The following is a 17,493-nucleotide window of genomic DNA, read 5'->3' on the forward strand; positions in this document are numbered from 1 at the left end:
ACCTTCAGGGTTTCTCAAACGGTAGAAAGCTGCGAAGGCCCCAAAGCCACACTTACCGTTACGATCAAACCATTGCCAGCAGCACCAGGCATTGCCAATCTAAATTACTGTTTACAAACTCAGGACCAAGCTGCACAGAACGTAGCGCCCTTAACAGCTTACGGAGAAAATTTGCGTTGGTTTAACTCAGATGGTAACCAATACCCCAATGCACCTACACCAATTATTACACAAGTTGGCACCCAGACGTATCTCGTAGATCAAACCTATAACGGCTGTACGGGTCCTAAAGCTACTATTCAGGTGACAATACGTACTACAGCGGCCCCAACCGTGGCCAGGCCTTTGGTTACTTACTGTGTGAATGAAAGAGCTGTTGCCTTACAGGCTACCGCGGAAACAGGTGCAAGTCTGCGGTGGATCGATCCTTATGACCGGGTGTTAACCGAAGCGCCTATACCGTCTACACTCAATACAAGCATAAAACCAGATGGAGACCCTTTTTACGTCTTCCAGATTGGACAAAATGGTTGCTATAGCGAGCGCGCCGTAACCAAGGTTATTGTCAATGCATTACCTACACTGTCGCTGATATCGCCTGTAACCAGCATCAATTTGGGACAGCGGGTTGCGCTGCAACTGAAGTTTACGAGCATTCCGCCTTTTAGTTATACCCTTGCCGATGGTCAAGCGGGTGTGGTGAATAAAACCGATACAACTCTTTCTCTATTACCTCGTTCTACAACAACGTATCAGGTGGCAGCGGTAAGAAATAGCTGTGGAGTCGGTTTACCAGGCAGCCCGGCGACAGCAACGATCACCGTTCGTGTGCCAACCGTTACAACCAGCGCCTTAACAGCAACAACCTTATGCGCAGGCACGTCGATCAGCGTTCCGTTCACTACTACGGGTGAGTTTAACCAGGGAAATCAGTTCAGAATTGAATTGGTGAGTGTGGCTGATACATCGAAAAAATACGCGGCTCCAACCTCTTCGACTACTTCGCCTGTTACCTCACCATTGCCCCTAACCTTAGTGGGTGGGCAGTACTATGTACGGGTAAAAGCTGATAATCCGGAAATAGCGATACTCGGCAGTAACAGCCCAACACAACTTACTGTGTATCCAAAGCCAAGCGCTACGTTAACAGGAACACAGAATATTTATGAGGGTTATCCAGCAAGCCTGACCATTGCGCTTGGCGGAGAAAGCCCATGGACTGTTACGTATGCTGACAGCGTGCAGAGTTACTCTGCTACAGCGACCGCTACCCCTTACACGCCGGAGGTACGTCCTACCCGTACAACAATCTATAGGCTGGTCAGCGTAGCAAACGCATGCGGAACTGGCACAATTTCAGGGACTGCAACCGTAACCGTTTTACCCCTGTTGGCAGTCGAAGACGATCCACTTGGTCCATTGGTGAAAACATTTCCTATACCTACTACGTCTGTCATAACGGTTGAGCTTAATTTACCGTTGACCCGTAATCCTGCTACGTTGTCACTAACCGATTTAAGCGGAAAACCAATCATACAACAGACTAGCAAAAATCAGAAGCAGGAGCTTGACCTGACGGCGCAGCCAAATGGACTATATCTGTTACGTATTCAGGTCGGTGATAAGCAAACGGTCCGTAAAGTAATAAAACAGTAAAAAGGTCGGTAGTCATTAACAATATTCCAACGACTACCGACTCCCAACTAATTATGCCCGACGAGTACTTTATGGAAATTGCACTTAGCCTGGCCGAAGAAGCGGGCGATAATGGTGAAATACCAGTTGGTGCCGTTGTCGTGTGCCGTAATCGAATCATCGGTAAATCACGTAATCAGACTGAAGAGTTAAACGACGTAACGGCTCACGCGGAGATGATGGCCATTACGTCCGCCACACAATATCTTGGCGGTAAATACTTAACAGATTGCACAATGTATGTTACGTTGGAACCCTGCGTAATGTGTGCAGGAGCGTTGTTTTGGGCGCAACTCAGTCGATTGGTTATCGGGGCAGCCGATCCGAAGAGAGGTTACAGCCGCATTGAGCCATCGGTATTGCATCCTAAAACTCGTTTCGAAACGGGAATTATGGCTGAAGAAAGTCAACTGTTGCTGGCGAAGTTTTTTAAGCGCTTAAGAACATAATTTAATGTCGCCTTGTTAATTCAACCGTATAATCATCCATTCTAACAAATTAATAAAATGGCTTTTGTATTAGACCCCCTTCCCTACCCAAGCGATTCCCTCGAACCGAATATTGATAAACAGACGATGGAAATTCACCACGGGAAGCACCATAATGCTTACGTGACTAACCTGAATAATGCTATTGCTGGTACAGAGATGGAGAACAAATCCATCGAAGATTTACTGGCAAATATCAGCCAGGAACCAATTGCTGTTCGTAATAATGGAGGTGGCCATTATAATCATACATTGTTCTGGAACACAATTTCTGGTAGTGGTGGCGGACAGCCCACAGGTGAACTGGCCGACGCGATCAATCAGAAATTTGGTTCATATGAAGCCTTTAAGGAAGAGTTCACGAAAGCGGCAACAACTCGTTTCGGCTCAGGTTGGGCCTGGTTAATTTTAACCCCTGAAGGCCAATTAGCTGTTACCTCTACACCGAATCAGGACAATCCATTAATGGATATCGCTGAAGTAAAAGGCTTCCCGATTATTGGCCTTGATGTATGGGAGCACGCTTATTATCTAAAATATCAGAATCGTCGCCCTGACTACATTGCAGCTTATTTCAACGTAGTAGACTGGAACGCTGCTGAAAAGCGGTATCAGCAAGGAAAACAAGCTTAATACCAGATTGTGTAGGATGTACAGTGAATATTAAATATTTCACAGCTTTCTCAGGCGATAGTCATTGTACATTCTACATTATTCGTTATTTTTGCAGTCCAAAATGGTGATTGTAGCTCAGTTGGTTAGAGCGTCGGATTGTGGTTCCGAAGGTCGCGGGTTCGAGCCCCGTCTTTCACCCAGAGTAAAAGCCCTGATTCTCGGGGCTTTTTTCGTTTTTACACCTCCACTACGTTTCCTACAGTTTATATTATCAACGTTGCGCCCTAATCGAGCATTTTTGTTTAAGCTTTTTTTACAAAAACATAAACAAAGCCCTGCCTCTCTAGTTAATAATGCAGAATCCGACAACGTAATTTTTATTTGAGAGTTTAGATTACGGATTGCTAAAGGCCTACTTAGTCACATTGTCCATCTATTTGTAGCACCTTTCTGTAGGAAGTGGTTACGTGTATTAACGATTTACGATGAGTAGTTACTCTATCAAAGATTTGGAGCAGCTTTCAGGTATAAAAGCTCACACACTGCGAATTTGGGAACAACGCTATAATATTATTGCTCCCAAACGTACTGATACAAATATTCGCACCTACGACGATCAGGATCTTAAGCTGGTATTGAATATATCTCTGCTAAAAGATCATGGTTATAAAATTTCAGAAATTTCGAAGATGTCACAGGAGGACATGTCACAGGAGATCCTTAAAATAGCAGCTAAGCCGTTTAGCTATCTCGATCAGATTCAGGCGCTTACCCTCTCGATGATTGACCTTGACGAAGAGCATTTCGAAAAAACGGTTAACGCCAGCGTTGTACGGTACGGATTTGAGAATACAATGATTAATATTATTTACCCTTTTCTAAGCCGTATTGGTTTGCTATGGGTAACCGGCTCCATTGGTTCAGCACAAGAGCATTTCGTTTCCAACTTAATACGCCAAAAGTTAATAGCAGCGATTAACGATCAGGCTGATAAACCCACCACGACCAGTAAGACATTTGTATTGTTCTTACCAGAAGGCGAATTTCATGAGATTACGTTGCTATTTGCCAATTATCTGATTCGTGCACGTTCAAACAAAGTTATTTATTTAGGTCAGAACCTGCCTTTCGATGATTTAGTCTTTATTTACCAGACTAAGCGCCCGGATTATATCTTTACCGCTTTTACCTCTATACCAGCCAACCACGAAGTACAGCCATTTGTAGATCGTATGGCCAAAAGTCTCCCTGGATCGCAGCTTCTTCTGACGGGCTATCAAATTGTTGGGCAGGACATCACAGTTCCTGAAAATGCCCGAATCATTAATCAGATTACAGATTTGCTACGTATAATTGGTAATTAGACCAAGCGGTCTCTTTTCGGTCAAGTAGGGGATTGGACAAACGCTAGGGCTCTTCGCTCAGCATACGTGTGCAAGTCGCGGTTGATCTGAAATCCAACGTGGCCACCTTTCGGGGGTGTCTCCAAAAAAATATACTTATGGCTTTTTGCCAACCAACTAGGTGAACATTCAGGAGATAAAAGCGGGTCGTTCTGAGCATTCAGTAGTAAAGTTGGAACGGTAATGGCCGGCATAAAATTGACAGCCGATGCTTGTGCATAAAAATCATCGGCATTCTGATAATTATTGACCGGTGCTGAAAAAAATTCGTCGAAATCACGCCATTGTTTTACTTGTTTTAGTTTGTTCATATCCAGTCGCCCAGGAAATCGCTCAGCTTTCTGATTTAACTTAAGGACCAGTTTCTTCATAAATCGATTTCGATAAAACCGATTCGCTGGTCGGTCTAGTAACGTAGCACTAGCGCCTAGATCGACGGGCGACGAAATAGCTACACCCGCCTTAACGACCGCTGGAAGTTGCAAACTATTCACCCCGAGGTATTTTAACGTAATATTCCCCCCCATGCTGTAACCCACCAGTACAATTTCGTGGTACTGCTTTATTTGGGCCGCGTGATGAACAACTTCAGTTAAATCACCGATTTCGCCATGATTATACAATCGAAATGAACGATTCATTTCACCGCTACAGGAGCGGCAATTCCAGGCTAATACATCGTATCCATTTTGTGCGAACAATCTGGCAGTTCCCAGAATATACTGACGGTTGCTATCGCCTTCCAGACCGTGAGTGAGTACAACCAGTTTTTGCTGGCCTTGCTTAATCCAGTCCAGATCCACAAAATCACCGTCGCTAAGAATGAAGCGTTCACGTTCGTACGCTACGCCAGTTACTTTACGAGTAAGACTGGGAATTATCGTCTGCAGGTGACCATTGTATTGATAAGCAGGTGGACCTGAATACGAAGAATGAATCAGTGGCATGTAAACGGAACAACGGGCAGATCAATATCGTTTGAATGCTCTGGATGAAGATAGGTTAACATTATGACTTTTGCCAGATACGTTTCGGTTGTTATTGCCAGTACAATTAAGTTTATTGGTGGCCCGCTTTCTGGAGTACCTCTAGGATTAACATGGTTGGAAACAGCCTTGTGCACAGTTGTAGGTATGATGCTTAGCGTAGTGGTTGTTACGTATGTTGGATCAGGAATACAGGCATTACTTCACCGGTACCGTACTAATCCGCCTAAACGTTTTACGAAACGAACACGCCTGGCTATCCGGATTTGGAAACGGGCGGGCCTACTAGGTATTGCTTTTCTAACACCGCTGATTTTAACCCCTATCGGGGGTACTGCTCTTGCCGTTTCCTTTGGTGTTAAACGCGGTCAACTCTTTTTTTATATGCTGCTTAGTGGAACATTCTGGGCACTGATACAGACATTAGCCATTTATCAAATCCCTGGCCTTAAAGGCTTATTTGCCTAAAGTGCACTTTTTCTCGCTCATCGGCTTACGGTCTGTTCAACAGAAATAGCGGATTTCTTTCGAAAATCGCCTTGAGAGAAATATTTTTCAATCAGGCAGTACATGAGAATAAAAAAGTAGCGGCTACCCATCTCCTTGATCTTCAGTTTAGATTCGCCATATTTTCGGTTCGTCCAGCTATTCGGAACAACGGCGTAACTGTAGCCACGAACAATCGCTTTGAGTGGCAATTCTACCGTCAAATTGAAGTGGGGGGATAGGAACGGTTTAATTCCTTCAATAGTCTCTCGTTTGTATAGCTTGAAGGCGTTGGTAGTGTCATTGTACTTGATGCCCATTACCATTTTGACAATAAAATTGGCAATGCGGTTAATGAATTTTTTTAAGGGAGGATAGTCGATCACTTTACCGTCTTTACCCCAGCGCGAGCCAAAAACTGCATCAACATTGGCTTCGAGCATTTTGTGATAGTACTTAACCAAATCTTCAGGATCATCCGACAGGTCGGCCATAAATACAGCGACACAATCACCAGTAAACCGCTCTAAGCCGTATCGAACAGCGTAGCCAAACCCATTAGGTCCAAGATTTGTGTAATAAACCAGCGTTGGAATCTCGGTAGAGGCCAGCTCTTGCAGAACACGTAACGTATTGTCCTTTGAGTTGTCGTTTGTGACGCAAATCTCGTGCGGGATGCCATGACGGGCCAGTGTTTGATAGAGCGCCCGCAGCGTAGGAGGGAGCGATTCTTCCTCGTTATAAGCAGGTATGACTACGCTTAGCTTCATATAAAAAGATAAACTATATTACTCACAAATAACGTAGCTATCGGTGAGGTAATAATCTGATTGTACTGTAAAGTTTGGATATTGACGGAGGCAAAATATACCTGCGAATTATATCTTTTGTTTTAGGCCAGTCTGGCTTGCCCATATAAAGGTACTTAATAGCCAAACGGGCACGTCGGAAATAACTGCTTTCATACTGTTTGGCGTCAAGCATCATCCGATAATACCGGGCAATATTACGTTGCAAAACTTTATCATACCGATAGTCAAGTTCTCGGTTAATATCGCTGTACATCTGAATACGATTGCGCAAAAATAGTTCATCGCGCTCGTTATCATGAAAACTAGCGCCCGCTCTATTTTTGCGATAAACCGACATTACGTCCGGAATATAGCCAATTTTACCAAGTTTTGCCTTTAGAATTAAGCGAGGGATATCGCCACTTGACGACTCTCGAAACCAGATCGGATATTCCTTAATATTGTTGCGATACATCGTGCTCGATGTGGCCATGAACCAGATTTCATTCTCACCAATGAGGTCATCGACCGTATAAAACGGCTTCATGTCAGGCCCGTTTAAAGGGTGAGAAGGTGCACCATCTTCATAGGTTATAAGCGCATTATTAAAAACCGTTGAATAATCAGGATGAGCATCCAGGAAATCGGCCTGCTTCTGCAGTTTAAGTGGATCAGTCCAATAATCATCTCCATCCATTAGTGCGTAGTACTCACCTCGGGCTAATTTTAAGGTTTCCAGGAAATTGATTCCACCGTTTTTTCCCATATTACGTGGATGTAGAACACCAATCACCAGGCCGGGGTGCTTTTGTTCATATTCCTGAATAATCTCCCGCGTACCGTCATTTGAAAAATCGTCTCCAACTAGAATTTCAATCTGGAAAGTCGTTTTCTGCGCAAGAGCGCTATCAATGGCTTTACGAATAAATTTATGTTGGTTGTAGGTGATTATCAGGACGCTGACTTTTATCATACACGAAAAGTGAACCCGGTCTGAACGCAACAAATCGGCGTTAAAGACCGGGTTCTTTAGTTAGCAGTACAAAGATATAAACCAGATAGACGGGTTAGGCAGCTAGTTAGATTTTCTAATTAAACGGCGGGCTCCGAAGACAGCTTTTTGGCTGTCTGAATCTGAGCTTTCCACCCTTGAGGCTCATCTTTATCGGCTGGAGTACCCCATGGGTCATAGAAAGGCAATATAGCTACCCATCTTCCAGCAGGATCTTCCCAACTGAATCGATCGGCAAAACTGGATGGGCTGACCCAGTGTGGAAGATCGTAGCGGAACAGAATCATATCACCTATATCCTGAAAACCTTCCGTCTCAACAATATGATCATTAATCACATAACCCGTTCCACCCGAATTATAGTCTTGACCATATTGATTCAAGGCCAGAATAGTGCCTACTTTCTGAGGGTTAAGCGGATGCCAATGCCGTCCGAAAAAACTCCCACCCAATGGGTAGTGGGTAACCTGGGGATGAAAATAAGGCTGTCCTTTTCGTATACCATATTCTTCATTATTACCCGTCAGATTATTCCAGAATTGACGTAGCGGATTAAAAACATTCAACAACGTTTCCCTGGTTGGCTCATCAAGGTCTAGGATTGCATCAAACGTGTGATCGTGGAACAGCTGTGGCGCTTTCTGAATTTTAGCAATGTGCAACCGTTGTTTATGCTGATTATTATCAAACGTATCCGGCCCTTCTGCAAGCGGTGTTTTCTCAGCCCATGCACGCGTGGCATCAATAACACTACGTAGTGTATTTTCTGGTATACCAGTTTTAATAATAACAATATTGGGTTCGTTGACCAACTTCATCACTTCTTCGTACGGAATCTCAGGAACAATCTGACCGTCTTTGAACTGAGCGTCAACTTTTATCAGGTATTTTGCTACTTCTTTCATCTTGTTTCGCGTACTGGTTTAATACAAAATAGGCGGCTGTCTATCTAAAATGCAAATCCCGCTGATATGATTTTAGTCAGCGGACTTCGTTGCGTATCCGAATCCAGAAGCACCAAACCCATTTCCGTTATATAACATAACCCACTGATTCTGATAAGGAAAAATATGGCAATAGTCCATCATCAGTGAATCCCAGCCCTCCGCCGACCGTTCAATACCAGCAAGCTCATCTTTGCGTTCCCACGTAATGCCGTCCTTCGATTCAGCATATCCGATCCGATAGCTACGCTGTACATCAGTGCGGTAGTTGGTTGCGTTCCGATAGGAAAAATACATTTTGTACAAATCGCCATCTTTGAAAACTGTCGGTCGGCCAATAGCATCTGTAAATTCGTCGTAGCCTACGCAAACATGGCCGCTACGTTCCCACGTAATGCCATCTTTCGATTCGGCGTATTTAACATCATAGAACGGCTCTGGATGCCCGCCGATAACTTCTATTTTTGTACACGATAAATACCACATTCGCCATAGCATCGTTCCGTCGGTTTTTTCTTCGCGTATTACGCAGGGCTGCGCTACCCATACCTGATCATAAATGGATCGATCCATTAGCGGTCCTGTATATTTCCGTTCGAAGGTCAACCCACCATCCCGGCTAATTGCTAAACCGATTCCCAGCCGATAACTGGCTGTTTCACTTTTATTCCAACCGGTATAATACAGCCATATTTCGTCACCTACCGGCAGAAACCACGACGGCATAGTGCCTGTTTCATCAAACATACCCACGGCTCCTTTGCTCAGGCAAGCCTTATCATGTATGTAGGTTACGTCCGATAAATTGTTGGGATTGAGTTCCACAAATGAAACCGCCGAAGACACTTGATCATCACGCGTCGAAAAATAGACTCGAAGTTTATCGCCAATTGGATAACCAAATGGCACTTGAGCATGCGTGCGGCTAAAAGGTTTTGAGCCATCTGGTTTATAAATAAGTCCTCTTTTCGTCCACATACGTACTCCTGTAGTTTAGTGTTTATAGCGATCAATGCGGGCAAAAACGCGCGTTTTATCAATTTCGCCCACAAATCGATAATGTGTATCGATGTATTTTTTTAATTCTGGAAACGTCTCATAACCATACCTTACACGATCGTTAAGCCAGGTTGAATTAGGACCTACTGCATCCAGAAACACAGGAGGACGCGAGTTCTGAATATTTCGCAGATAACGGGCCCGATGGATGCGCTGATCGCCACCCATTACGCAGCGTATCACGTGGTTATCACACACGCCCTGCGGCATTTGTGTTTCTACGTTATACTGAGGAGCCCATCCCCAAACGACGAGGGGTTCTCCTCGTTTAGCAAATTCAAGTGTCTTCTGCGAAGCAGGAGAAATATAAAACTGGCGCCGACCAGGGTCCTGATAAACAATAAGGGGATTCTTACTCGGCGCTGCAGTCTGACTAACCCTGTTAAATCCAATCAATAAAATAATAAAACCAACCCAAAGAGAGGTATGTGCTGGCTTACGAAAATTATCGATTAACCAGGCATTTAATAAAGTAACAGGAATTACCAGATAAAGTAGGTAGTGAGTGAATTCGTTGCCCGGCTTAATGATAGCGTATCCACTAGAAGCAAGTAACGCCACTATAAATAGTAAGCGATCTTTTCTACCCGATGTCTGTCGAGAAAAGGCTAGCCAACCTATTAGTAAGGCAAATGTTGGTAAAAGATAAACCAGAAAATCAGTTGTCCGTCCTACAAACGCGGGAAATTGCAACAGGTAATACCAGAATCCAGCACCGGCGCTATAGGCAAAATTTCCAACTATATAGAAATGAACAAAATCATCAAATACACCAAACCCTAAGGTTAGCAAGACTACTAACGCTGGAAAAGCAAGCCCTCCCAAGAATAATGCACTCAAGGATCGCCAGAATAACAGGCGTGGCATAGCCGAATAGCGCTGCAGTAAACCAATAAGCGCAGCGGCAACGATCACCAGAACCGTTGGGGTACCCTGCAACTTAGCGAATGGAACCAGGCTGCAAATGAAACTTAGAAGAAATAAATTGCGTGATGAATCGAAATATTTCTGCAACCACAATCGTGAATATTGCCAGAGCGCTAACCCGATCAACGCCAATGAAAGCTGCTCATTGGTAGCGTGCAAAAAATCTAAATTTGTCGTGAAACCCAGAAACGCTACGGCGGGTAGCATGGCTAAACGGGCAGCGCGACTCCCGAAAAAATTCTCAATCGTAAAATAGCCACTGCCTATATTAATCCCCAGACACAAAAACGAAACCCAGCGTAGCACCATGTAATTCAATGGAATACCGAAATAGCCTGGAATGGCTACGTAGTAACAACTGAGGGGCCCCATTGTAGCACCATCTACGTATTTCCAGTATACAGGATAATGACGTAGCGTAATGGCCTGAGATAGAAGCTGGCTTTCGTCAGGGTTCAACTCTCGATTAATAAAAAGAACCAAAGCCCTTTTTAGAACTAGCAGGCCCAGCAACGAGAGTAGAAGCCCCAACTGATACCGACGAGAGCGATTTGGGCGATAGTCGCTTCGAATAAATAAACCTCCCACAATCAGAAACGCGAGCCAGCCTCCTATTTCCCAAATAAGGGGAGATTCAAACAAATTCATCGTTACTATAAAAGGATAAACCTTTTTTATAGAATTATCCGACACTTAAAACGTTTAGGTATAAGTGTTGGACAACTATACAAAAAAGGCCCGGTATTATTTCTGGATCAGCAGACGAGCAGCCATACTGTCATGAATCTGAGTCATTGTTTCTTTCAGGTCGAAGGTCCAATCCCAACCCGGATAGTGTAGTTTGAACTTGGTCAGATCAGAAATATACCAGATATGGTCTCCACTACGGTTGGTTTCTGAGTACTGATAGTTCATTTTGTTGCCAGAAATCTCTTCACAGAGTGCTATTGCTTCCAGCATTGAGCAGTTGGCGAAACGTCCACCACCTGCATTATACACTTCGCCAGGCCGTGGGTTCTGATAGAAGTGCCAAAACATATTCACCAAGTCCCAGCTGTGAATATTATCCCGAACTTGTTTGCCTTTGTAGCCAAAAATAGTGTACTGGTTTCCTGTTATGGCGCACTTCATCAGGTACGACAGGAAACCGTGCAGTTGCGCTCCCGAATGGTTCGGACCAGTCAGACATCCGCCCCGAAATACGCCTGTATTCATACCGAAATAACGGCCATACTCCTGTACCATGATATCAGCTGCTACCTTCGAAGCACCGAAAACTGAATGCTTGGTATGGTCAAGACTCATATGCTCATCGATACCATTCTCAAAATAAGGATGACTCGAATCGATTTCCCAGCGAGTTTCGGTCTCAATCAGCGGCAAAAAGTTTGGATTATCTCCATATACTTTATTTGTCGATGTAAAGATAAATACAGCCTCAGGACTGTGTAACCGAGTCATCTCAAGCATATTGAGCGTACCAACCGCATTTACGCCAAAATCAGTGAATGGCTCCCGGGCTGCCCAATCGTGACTTGGTTGCGCTGCTGCATGCAATACTAATTTAATGTCGGTGCCAAACTCCTGAAAGATGGGTTCCAACTGACTTACTTCACGAATATCAGCAGCCCGATGCTGATAATTAGTATACGTTTCAGCTAACCGATTGCGATTCCATTCCGTTGAGCCATCTGCCCCAAAGAAGTATTGGCGCATATTGTTATCTATGCCAACAACAAGGTCAAATTTATCGGAGAAAAAGGCAACGGCTTCGCTACCTATCAATCCAGCCGAACCTGTGATTAATGCAATTTTCATGTCTTTACTTCGCGTGCAATGAAGCTTATATACTAAAAAAATACTCTTTTGTATGAGAGTATGTGCAGACAAAGTAACGCAAAAATTTACAATTGAATTAATTTTTACCTTACGCCCCCCGCAAACCCGACATGCTTTTTAGTAAGTGGCGCAAATAAAAAAGCGATGAATCAGCAAACAGACGCTGATTCATCGCTTTTAGGCCTATTATTCACTAACCTCTAAAGGCTTTGCGTCGTATTTCCCGGCGCATACAATTTTTTGCGGATTTGTTCAGCCTTTGCATCCAGTTCTGGATTAGGCGTGTATTTGTATTTTGTTTGTACAGCTACACAGTCTTTACCTGTTCCATAAACTTCCGGATCACCAGCACGGTAATTAGCGCTGTAGTCGTCGGCACGGTAGTCATTCTGGCGAACCGAATTGTATTTTTGATAATCGCAGGACGCCAGCGATAAGACTGCTACAGCCAACAAACTTATATTTAGTACGCGTTTCATAGCTACTTGATTGCGAATTGATTCAGCAAAAATAAGAAAGAGTCGCTAGCGGATGGTAGTTAGCGAACAGTTTTTTTCATCTTATAGCTTACCAACTGCCTGATATGGGTCAATGATTTAATTTTTTTATCTCCTCCCAGACAAAATTCATTAATTCTTTAATGTGTCCGAGCGAGAAATCGAACGGTACGTTGGCGGCTGCGTAGATTTCCCGAATAGGCGCTTTGTAACCAAGGCTCAGCGCTTTTTTGTAACCATCCAACCCAGCTTTCGGGTCGCGACGATAGTTCCGCCATACACCAATCGCTCCCAATTGAGCAATACCATACTCAATGTAATAGAACGGAACCTCGTACAGATGTAGTTGCCGCTGCCAGATGTATTCTTTATAAAAAGCGAACCCATCCCAATTGGTTATTGAGTCCGCAAACTGATCGTAAATACGTAGCCAGTTTTCCCGGCGATCATCATCCGTATGGGTCGGGTGCTCATAGACCCAATGCTGAAACTTATCAATTGTAGCTACCCAGGGCAATGTTTCAATAATGGATTCCAAATGCTGTAGCTTAGCCCGGCGCAACTCGTGAGGGTCCTCAAAAAACACATCCCAATGATCCATTGACAACAGCTCCATACTCATGGAAGCAAGTTCAGCTACTTCCATTGGCGGATTACGGAAAGCTTTGAGAGGTAAGTCGCGGGTTAGAAATGAATGCACAGCATGCCCCCCCTCGTGAACCATCGTAACCAGATCCCGCAGACTTGACGTAGCATTCATAAAAATGAAAGGCACACCCACTTCTTCGAGTGGATAATTATAGCCACCGGGTGCTTTCCCTTTACGCGACTCTAAATCAAGATGGCCCATCGCCCGCATGATACGTAAATCGTCGCCTAGCTCCTTATCAAGCCGGTCAAAGCAAATGATGGTCTTTTCGAGTAATTCGCTGCCGGTTGCGAAAGGTTTTAATGGCAAGCGTCCTGCCAGATCCACTTTAGCATCCCACGGACGTAGCGGCTCTACCTTCAGTTTTCGTTTACGCTCTTCAGCTAATTCGTTTAGTAGCGGAACAACAGTTTCAGCCACTGATTTATGAAAATCGAAACAATCTTCAGGCGTGTAATCAAACCGCCCTAAAGCAGCAAATGAATAATCCCGGAAATTGGCAAAACCGGCATTTGTAGCAATTTGATGACGTAGCGTACGCAATCGATCAAATAACTCGTCGAGGACGCCATGATCCTTATAGCGACGTTCCCAGATTTTCCGCCAAGCTTCTTCTCGTACCGTTCGATCTGTGGATTGAAGAAGATCGCTGGCTTCAGGTAGCGTCATTTCACGCCCATTCATAACAACCGTCATCGCCCCTACAATAGCGCCGTACTTACGTTCTTCGGTCTGAAGCTCCGTCTGGAGTGGGATGTTGTCTTCCCGGAAAAGCTCTATGGCTTTTTTCATCCCACGTACCATTACATCGTAACCTTCCTCGGTCAACTGGCTAAGATACGGGCTACGCACAGCTTTTAAGTCGAGATCGTTGCCATAAACCGTCATTGGGGGCTGGATCTCTGCAATGAAAAAGTTCAGTTGATTCACCAGATCTTCATTGGCCGTATCACAGGTCATTCGAATGTACCGCCAGGCAAAATTTTCGGACAGGTAAGATTCTAGTTCGCTACGATCAAGTAACCACTGCCGAAGCTCATCTGCATCTTTAATCGAACGATCACGCAAGTCGTCGTAAAGTGGTCTAACGTCATCCCAGCTTGTTAATTCGATTGCTTCCCCAATAAATGGGCGTGGCGGTCGGCTGGGCAGGCTAAAGGAGTCGTTTGTGGTCATTTAATTTTCGAAAAATTGGCTTGCAATAACATACATAAGGGTATCGGTTTTGCAAAAATAGTAACAGGTCGTGTATCCGAATAGCCTTTCCAACGTATTAGATAAGCTCGCTACTATAAACTTTTATAAAAGTTTTTGTTCACAGATTTGGATCTACGAAAAGTTTCGTATACGTTTGTTACGAAACTTTTCGTAGATCCAAAATGAAGCCAACTGATTCTGAACTGGAAATTCTGCATGTACTATGGGCAAATGGCCCCAGTACGGTACGTCAGGTGCATGAAGCCTTGAGCCAAAGCCGCGATATTGGTTATACAACCGCACTTAAGCTCATGCAGATTATGTACGAAAAAGGCTTGCTTACTCGCGACGAAGATGCCCGCTCACATACATACTCAGCAGCGGTTAGCGAAGAGGATACGCAACGCAGCCTGGTCGATCGCTTTGTTGAAACCGCTTTTCGCGGATCAGCTTCGAAACTGGTCATGCAAGTGCTCGGTCAACATAAAGCATCACGGGAAGAGTTAGATGAAATAAAAGCGCTGCTGAATGATCTAAACCGCGACACAAATCGATAAATCTCAACTAATTAAGCTGATTTCGTTTTTTATTTTCACTCTACTGAAGTATAAGACTTCCTAACTTCATGAACGCTTTTAATTCCCTGTCTAATCCGGTCGTCGATGCGCTGGGATGGACATTACTTCATGCAATCTGGCAGGGCTTTGCACTCGTTTTGCCAGTAGTTGTTATTCTACATCTGTTGCGCGATCATTCCAGTGCGCTACGTTATCGCGTGAGTGTATCGGTGTTAGTAATACAGATCCTCCTGTCAGCCGTTACGTTCAGCTGGTATTACAAAACGGCTACTCATTCGTCATCATACGTAGCAACGAATTTTACACTCACTCATGCTACACAGGTAAAGTGGCGAACGGTCGCTCAGACGCTCTCCTGGTCTCAGCAGATGCAACAGTTTTTAGAGGCTCATTTAAGTCAGTTTGTCATGATCTATCTTATTGGTATAGCTCTTTTTGGCCTGCGGCTTGTAGGAGGCTGGCTTTATTTACAGCGATTAAGCCAAACGGCCTTACAACCTAACACATTGATCTGGACACACCTGACGGATAAATTACGGTCAGTAATGCTTATAACAGTGCCCATTCGAGTCCGGGAATCTGCACGTATAGCCGTGCCCATGGTAGTGGGCATCGTAAAACCGGTTTTACTCTTACCAATTGGCTTGGCAATTCACCTGACTTCGCGCGAAGTAGAAGCGGTTTTAGCTCACGAACTGGCCCATATTAAGCGGCACGACTACGTTATCAATTTACTCCAATCGGTCGTTGAAGTGCTTTATTTCTTTCACCCGGCTCTGTGGTGGCTGTCGGCTCGTGTGCGTGAGGAACGTGAACATTGCTGTGATGATCTGGCCGTACAAGTGTGTGAAGGAGATGGACGTATACTAGCGCAGGCACTAGCCCGGATCGAAGAGCTACGCTTGATTCAGGCAAATCAAACCCCTAACCTGGCTATGGCCTTTGCGTCGAAACGTCAGGAATTATTGCACCGCGTGCATCGGATGCTAGGCATGCCAACCCAGCCCCTTGTTTCAAATGGTAGTCTGGCGGGTCTCACCCTTGCAACAATTTTGCTGATGAGTGTATCGGTTTACGCCATACAAAAGCAGGATGAGCCAAAACGCAAAACAAATCAGCACAAACCAGCGCAATCAACTCGCCGACACAAATCTGGCAACGGGATGGAGTTCAGCATTTCGGGCGACCAGAAAGTTGATTACGTAGTGTGGAAAGGTCAGCGGTTACCCGCTAAACGTGTTGCCCGGTTGCAGCGCTACCTCAACGACGTAATGGCGGGCAAAATCGCCCTTGATAACGTAGCACAACCGGATCGGGATATTCTGTTGACGATTATTGAAACAAATCATTCATTTGATAATGGCATGAATTCGCTAGCCGAAGGATTATCCCATATTGATTACAGCAATATCGTAGCCTCCGCCATGAACAACGTACCGCTTAGTCCAGATGGTACTGTAGAAGGATTGGCAAAAGTCGATTACAATGGTCTTATTCAGAGTGCCCTGGCGTCTGTTCCTAAATCGCTCAATCCTTTACCTGATTCCTTAGAGAAGCAACGTGCCTATCATCAGCGCCAGATGGATAGTCTGAGTCAACTCATTGAGCAGCGGTCCCGGCAAATGCAGAACCTTCATCTTCAAATGGAGAAAATGCAGTTTCCAATCGAGGAGCTGCAACGTAACGCCGACGTATTGAATTGGCGGAAAGAAAAATTAATCGAGCAACGTAGCGCGCTGATTGATAAACACCAGCGATTACTTCAAAATAACGCCAAACAGAAACTAAGCACGGCCGAAATCGAAAAACAAATAGAAGCGCTTCAACCTGAGATAAAGAAACTTGAAGGGTCGATGGAAGAGTTGAACAAACAAGTTGAAGGCCTCAATGCAAGGCAGGAAGACACCAAACTTCCTATGGAAAAATTACAGCGGGAAGCCGAGCAATTGGATGAACAGATCGAGAAATTATCGGAAGAGCTCAGTAAACATGGAGATGGATTAGAGCATATAATGCCAGATCTATCCGACCTGAATATAAACGTCAGCGTTGATACACATCTGGCCAATTCAAACCGGCGCATACGTGCACCGCGTCCGCCTAAAGTACCCAAAGTCGCTCATCCTGCCGCTCCAGAAGAACCAGCAGCACCGCCTGTGCCTCCCGCCAAAGCGACTAGGGTGCGTCCCAAAATTGCCACTGTTCCCGCCGTTAAGCCTGTAATCGCTCCAAAACCTGATCGATCTGAGCGGCCCGAAAAACCAGAAAAAAAAGAGAAAGCTGAAAAACCAGAACGTCCAGAATAAACGTAGCGCGGGTCTTCACCC

General features: G+C 44.7%; 16 protein-coding genes and 1 tRNA gene. 8 read left to right on the forward strand and 9 right to left on the reverse strand.

Translation table 11 applies throughout. The features are described 5' to 3' along the window. From ACOJS8_RS02560 to ACOJS8_RS02580, 5 genes are all read left to right on the forward strand, one after another. The coding region (locus ACOJS8_RS02560; protein ID WP_420146963.1) for a T9SS type A sorting domain-containing protein at positions 1 to 1,656 on the forward strand (1,656 nt) is incomplete at its 5' end. 53 nt (positions 1,657 to 1,709) lie between these two features. Next, the gene (locus tag ACOJS8_RS02565; protein WP_420146964.1) at positions 1,710 to 2,144 is read left to right on the forward strand and encodes a nucleoside deaminase; all 435 of its coding nucleotides are present in this window, start codon (positions 1,710 to 1,712) and stop codon (positions 2,142 to 2,144) included. Between the two features lie 57 nt (positions 2,145 to 2,201). Continuing rightward, the gene (locus ACOJS8_RS02570; RefSeq protein ID WP_420146965.1) at positions 2,202 to 2,816 is read left to right on the forward strand and encodes a superoxide dismutase; all 615 of its coding nucleotides are present in this window, start codon (positions 2,202 to 2,204) and stop codon (positions 2,814 to 2,816) included. A 105-nt stretch (positions 2,817 to 2,921) separates the two neighbouring features. After that, positions 2,922 to 2,997 (forward strand) — tRNA-His (locus ACOJS8_RS02575). Between the two features lie 286 nt (positions 2,998 to 3,283). Next, positions 3,284 to 4,162: a MerR family transcriptional regulator gene (locus ACOJS8_RS02580; protein WP_420146966.1), complete on the forward strand. Its 879-nt coding sequence runs from the start codon at positions 3,284 to 3,286 to the stop codon at positions 4,160 to 4,162. A 20-nt stretch (positions 4,163 to 4,182) separates the two neighbouring features. Here the strand turns inward: ACOJS8_RS02580 and ACOJS8_RS02585 are convergent, their stop codons facing one another. Next, entirely contained in the window at positions 4,183 to 5,148 is a 966-nt protein-coding gene (locus ACOJS8_RS02585; protein ID WP_420146967.1) for a YheT family hydrolase, read from the reverse strand. Between the two features lie 63 nt (positions 5,149 to 5,211). Between ACOJS8_RS02585 and ACOJS8_RS02590 the strand changes: the two genes are divergently transcribed. Continuing rightward, on the forward strand, positions 5,212 to 5,655 hold the full coding sequence (locus ACOJS8_RS02590; RefSeq protein WP_420146968.1) for a hypothetical protein: 444 nt from the start codon (positions 5,212 to 5,214) through the stop codon (positions 5,653 to 5,655). A 17-nt stretch (positions 5,656 to 5,672) separates the two neighbouring features. On the opposite strand, the gene ACOJS8_RS02595 is transcribed toward ACOJS8_RS02590, so the two are convergent. The 8 genes from ACOJS8_RS02595 to ACOJS8_RS02630 form a co-directional block, all read right to left on the reverse strand. Further along, positions 5,673 to 6,443: a glycosyltransferase family 2 protein gene (locus ACOJS8_RS02595; RefSeq protein ID WP_420146969.1), complete on the reverse strand. Its 771-nt coding sequence runs from the start codon at positions 6,441 to 6,443 to the stop codon at positions 5,673 to 5,675. 37 nt (positions 6,444 to 6,480) lie between these two features. Continuing rightward, on the reverse strand, positions 6,481 to 7,437 hold the full coding sequence (locus ACOJS8_RS02600; protein WP_420146970.1) for a glycosyltransferase family 2 protein: 957 nt from the start codon (positions 7,435 to 7,437) through the stop codon (positions 6,481 to 6,483). 119 nt (positions 7,438 to 7,556) lie between these two features. Continuing rightward, the gene (locus ACOJS8_RS02605) at positions 7,557 to 8,381 is read right to left on the reverse strand and encodes a hypothetical protein (protein WP_420146971.1); all 825 of its coding nucleotides are present in this window, start codon (positions 8,379 to 8,381) and stop codon (positions 7,557 to 7,559) included. A 72-nt stretch (positions 8,382 to 8,453) separates the two neighbouring features. Next, complete coding sequence (locus tag ACOJS8_RS02610) at positions 8,454 to 9,398, reverse strand: hypothetical protein (protein WP_420146972.1); 945 nt, start codon at positions 9,396 to 9,398, stop codon at positions 8,454 to 8,456. A 15-nt stretch (positions 9,399 to 9,413) separates the two neighbouring features. Continuing rightward, positions 9,414 to 11,054, reverse strand: a complete 1,641-nt coding sequence (locus ACOJS8_RS02615; RefSeq protein ID WP_420146973.1) for a hypothetical protein — start codon at positions 11,052 to 11,054, stop codon at positions 9,414 to 9,416. 96 nt (positions 11,055 to 11,150) lie between these two features. Further along, a complete protein-coding gene (locus ACOJS8_RS02620) occupies positions 11,151 to 12,224 on the reverse strand; it encodes an NAD-dependent epimerase/dehydratase family protein (RefSeq protein WP_420146974.1) in 1,074 nt (357 codons plus the stop codon). Positions 12,225 to 12,445: 221 nt separating this feature from the next. Beyond that, positions 12,446 to 12,724 carry a hypothetical protein gene (locus tag ACOJS8_RS02625; protein WP_420146975.1) on the reverse strand — a complete coding sequence of 93 codons (279 nt, stop codon included), beginning with the start codon at positions 12,722 to 12,724 and terminating at the stop codon, positions 12,446 to 12,448. 109 nt (positions 12,725 to 12,833) lie between these two features. Beyond that, positions 12,834 to 14,567 (reverse strand): M3 family oligoendopeptidase, encoded by a 1,734-nt coding sequence (locus ACOJS8_RS02630; RefSeq protein WP_420146976.1) that lies wholly within the window; start codon positions 14,565 to 14,567, stop codon positions 12,834 to 12,836. 203 nt (positions 14,568 to 14,770) lie between these two features. Here ACOJS8_RS02630 and ACOJS8_RS02635 point away from each other — a divergent pair, with 203 nt between their 5' ends. After that, complete coding sequence (locus tag ACOJS8_RS02635) at positions 14,771 to 15,145, forward strand: BlaI/MecI/CopY family transcriptional regulator (protein ID WP_420146977.1); 375 nt, start codon at positions 14,771 to 14,773, stop codon at positions 15,143 to 15,145. A gap of 68 nt (positions 15,146 to 15,213) precedes the next feature. Continuing rightward, positions 15,214 to 17,472, forward strand: coding sequence for a M56 family metallopeptidase (locus ACOJS8_RS02640; protein ID WP_420146978.1), 2,259 nt, complete (start codon positions 15,214 to 15,216; stop codon positions 17,470 to 17,472). The last annotated feature ends 21 nt before the right edge of the window (positions 17,473 to 17,493 follow it).

Source organism: Spirosoma sp. (assembly GCF_048594605.1).
GTDB lineage: Bacteria > Bacteroidota > Bacteroidia > Cytophagales > Spirosomataceae > Spirosoma.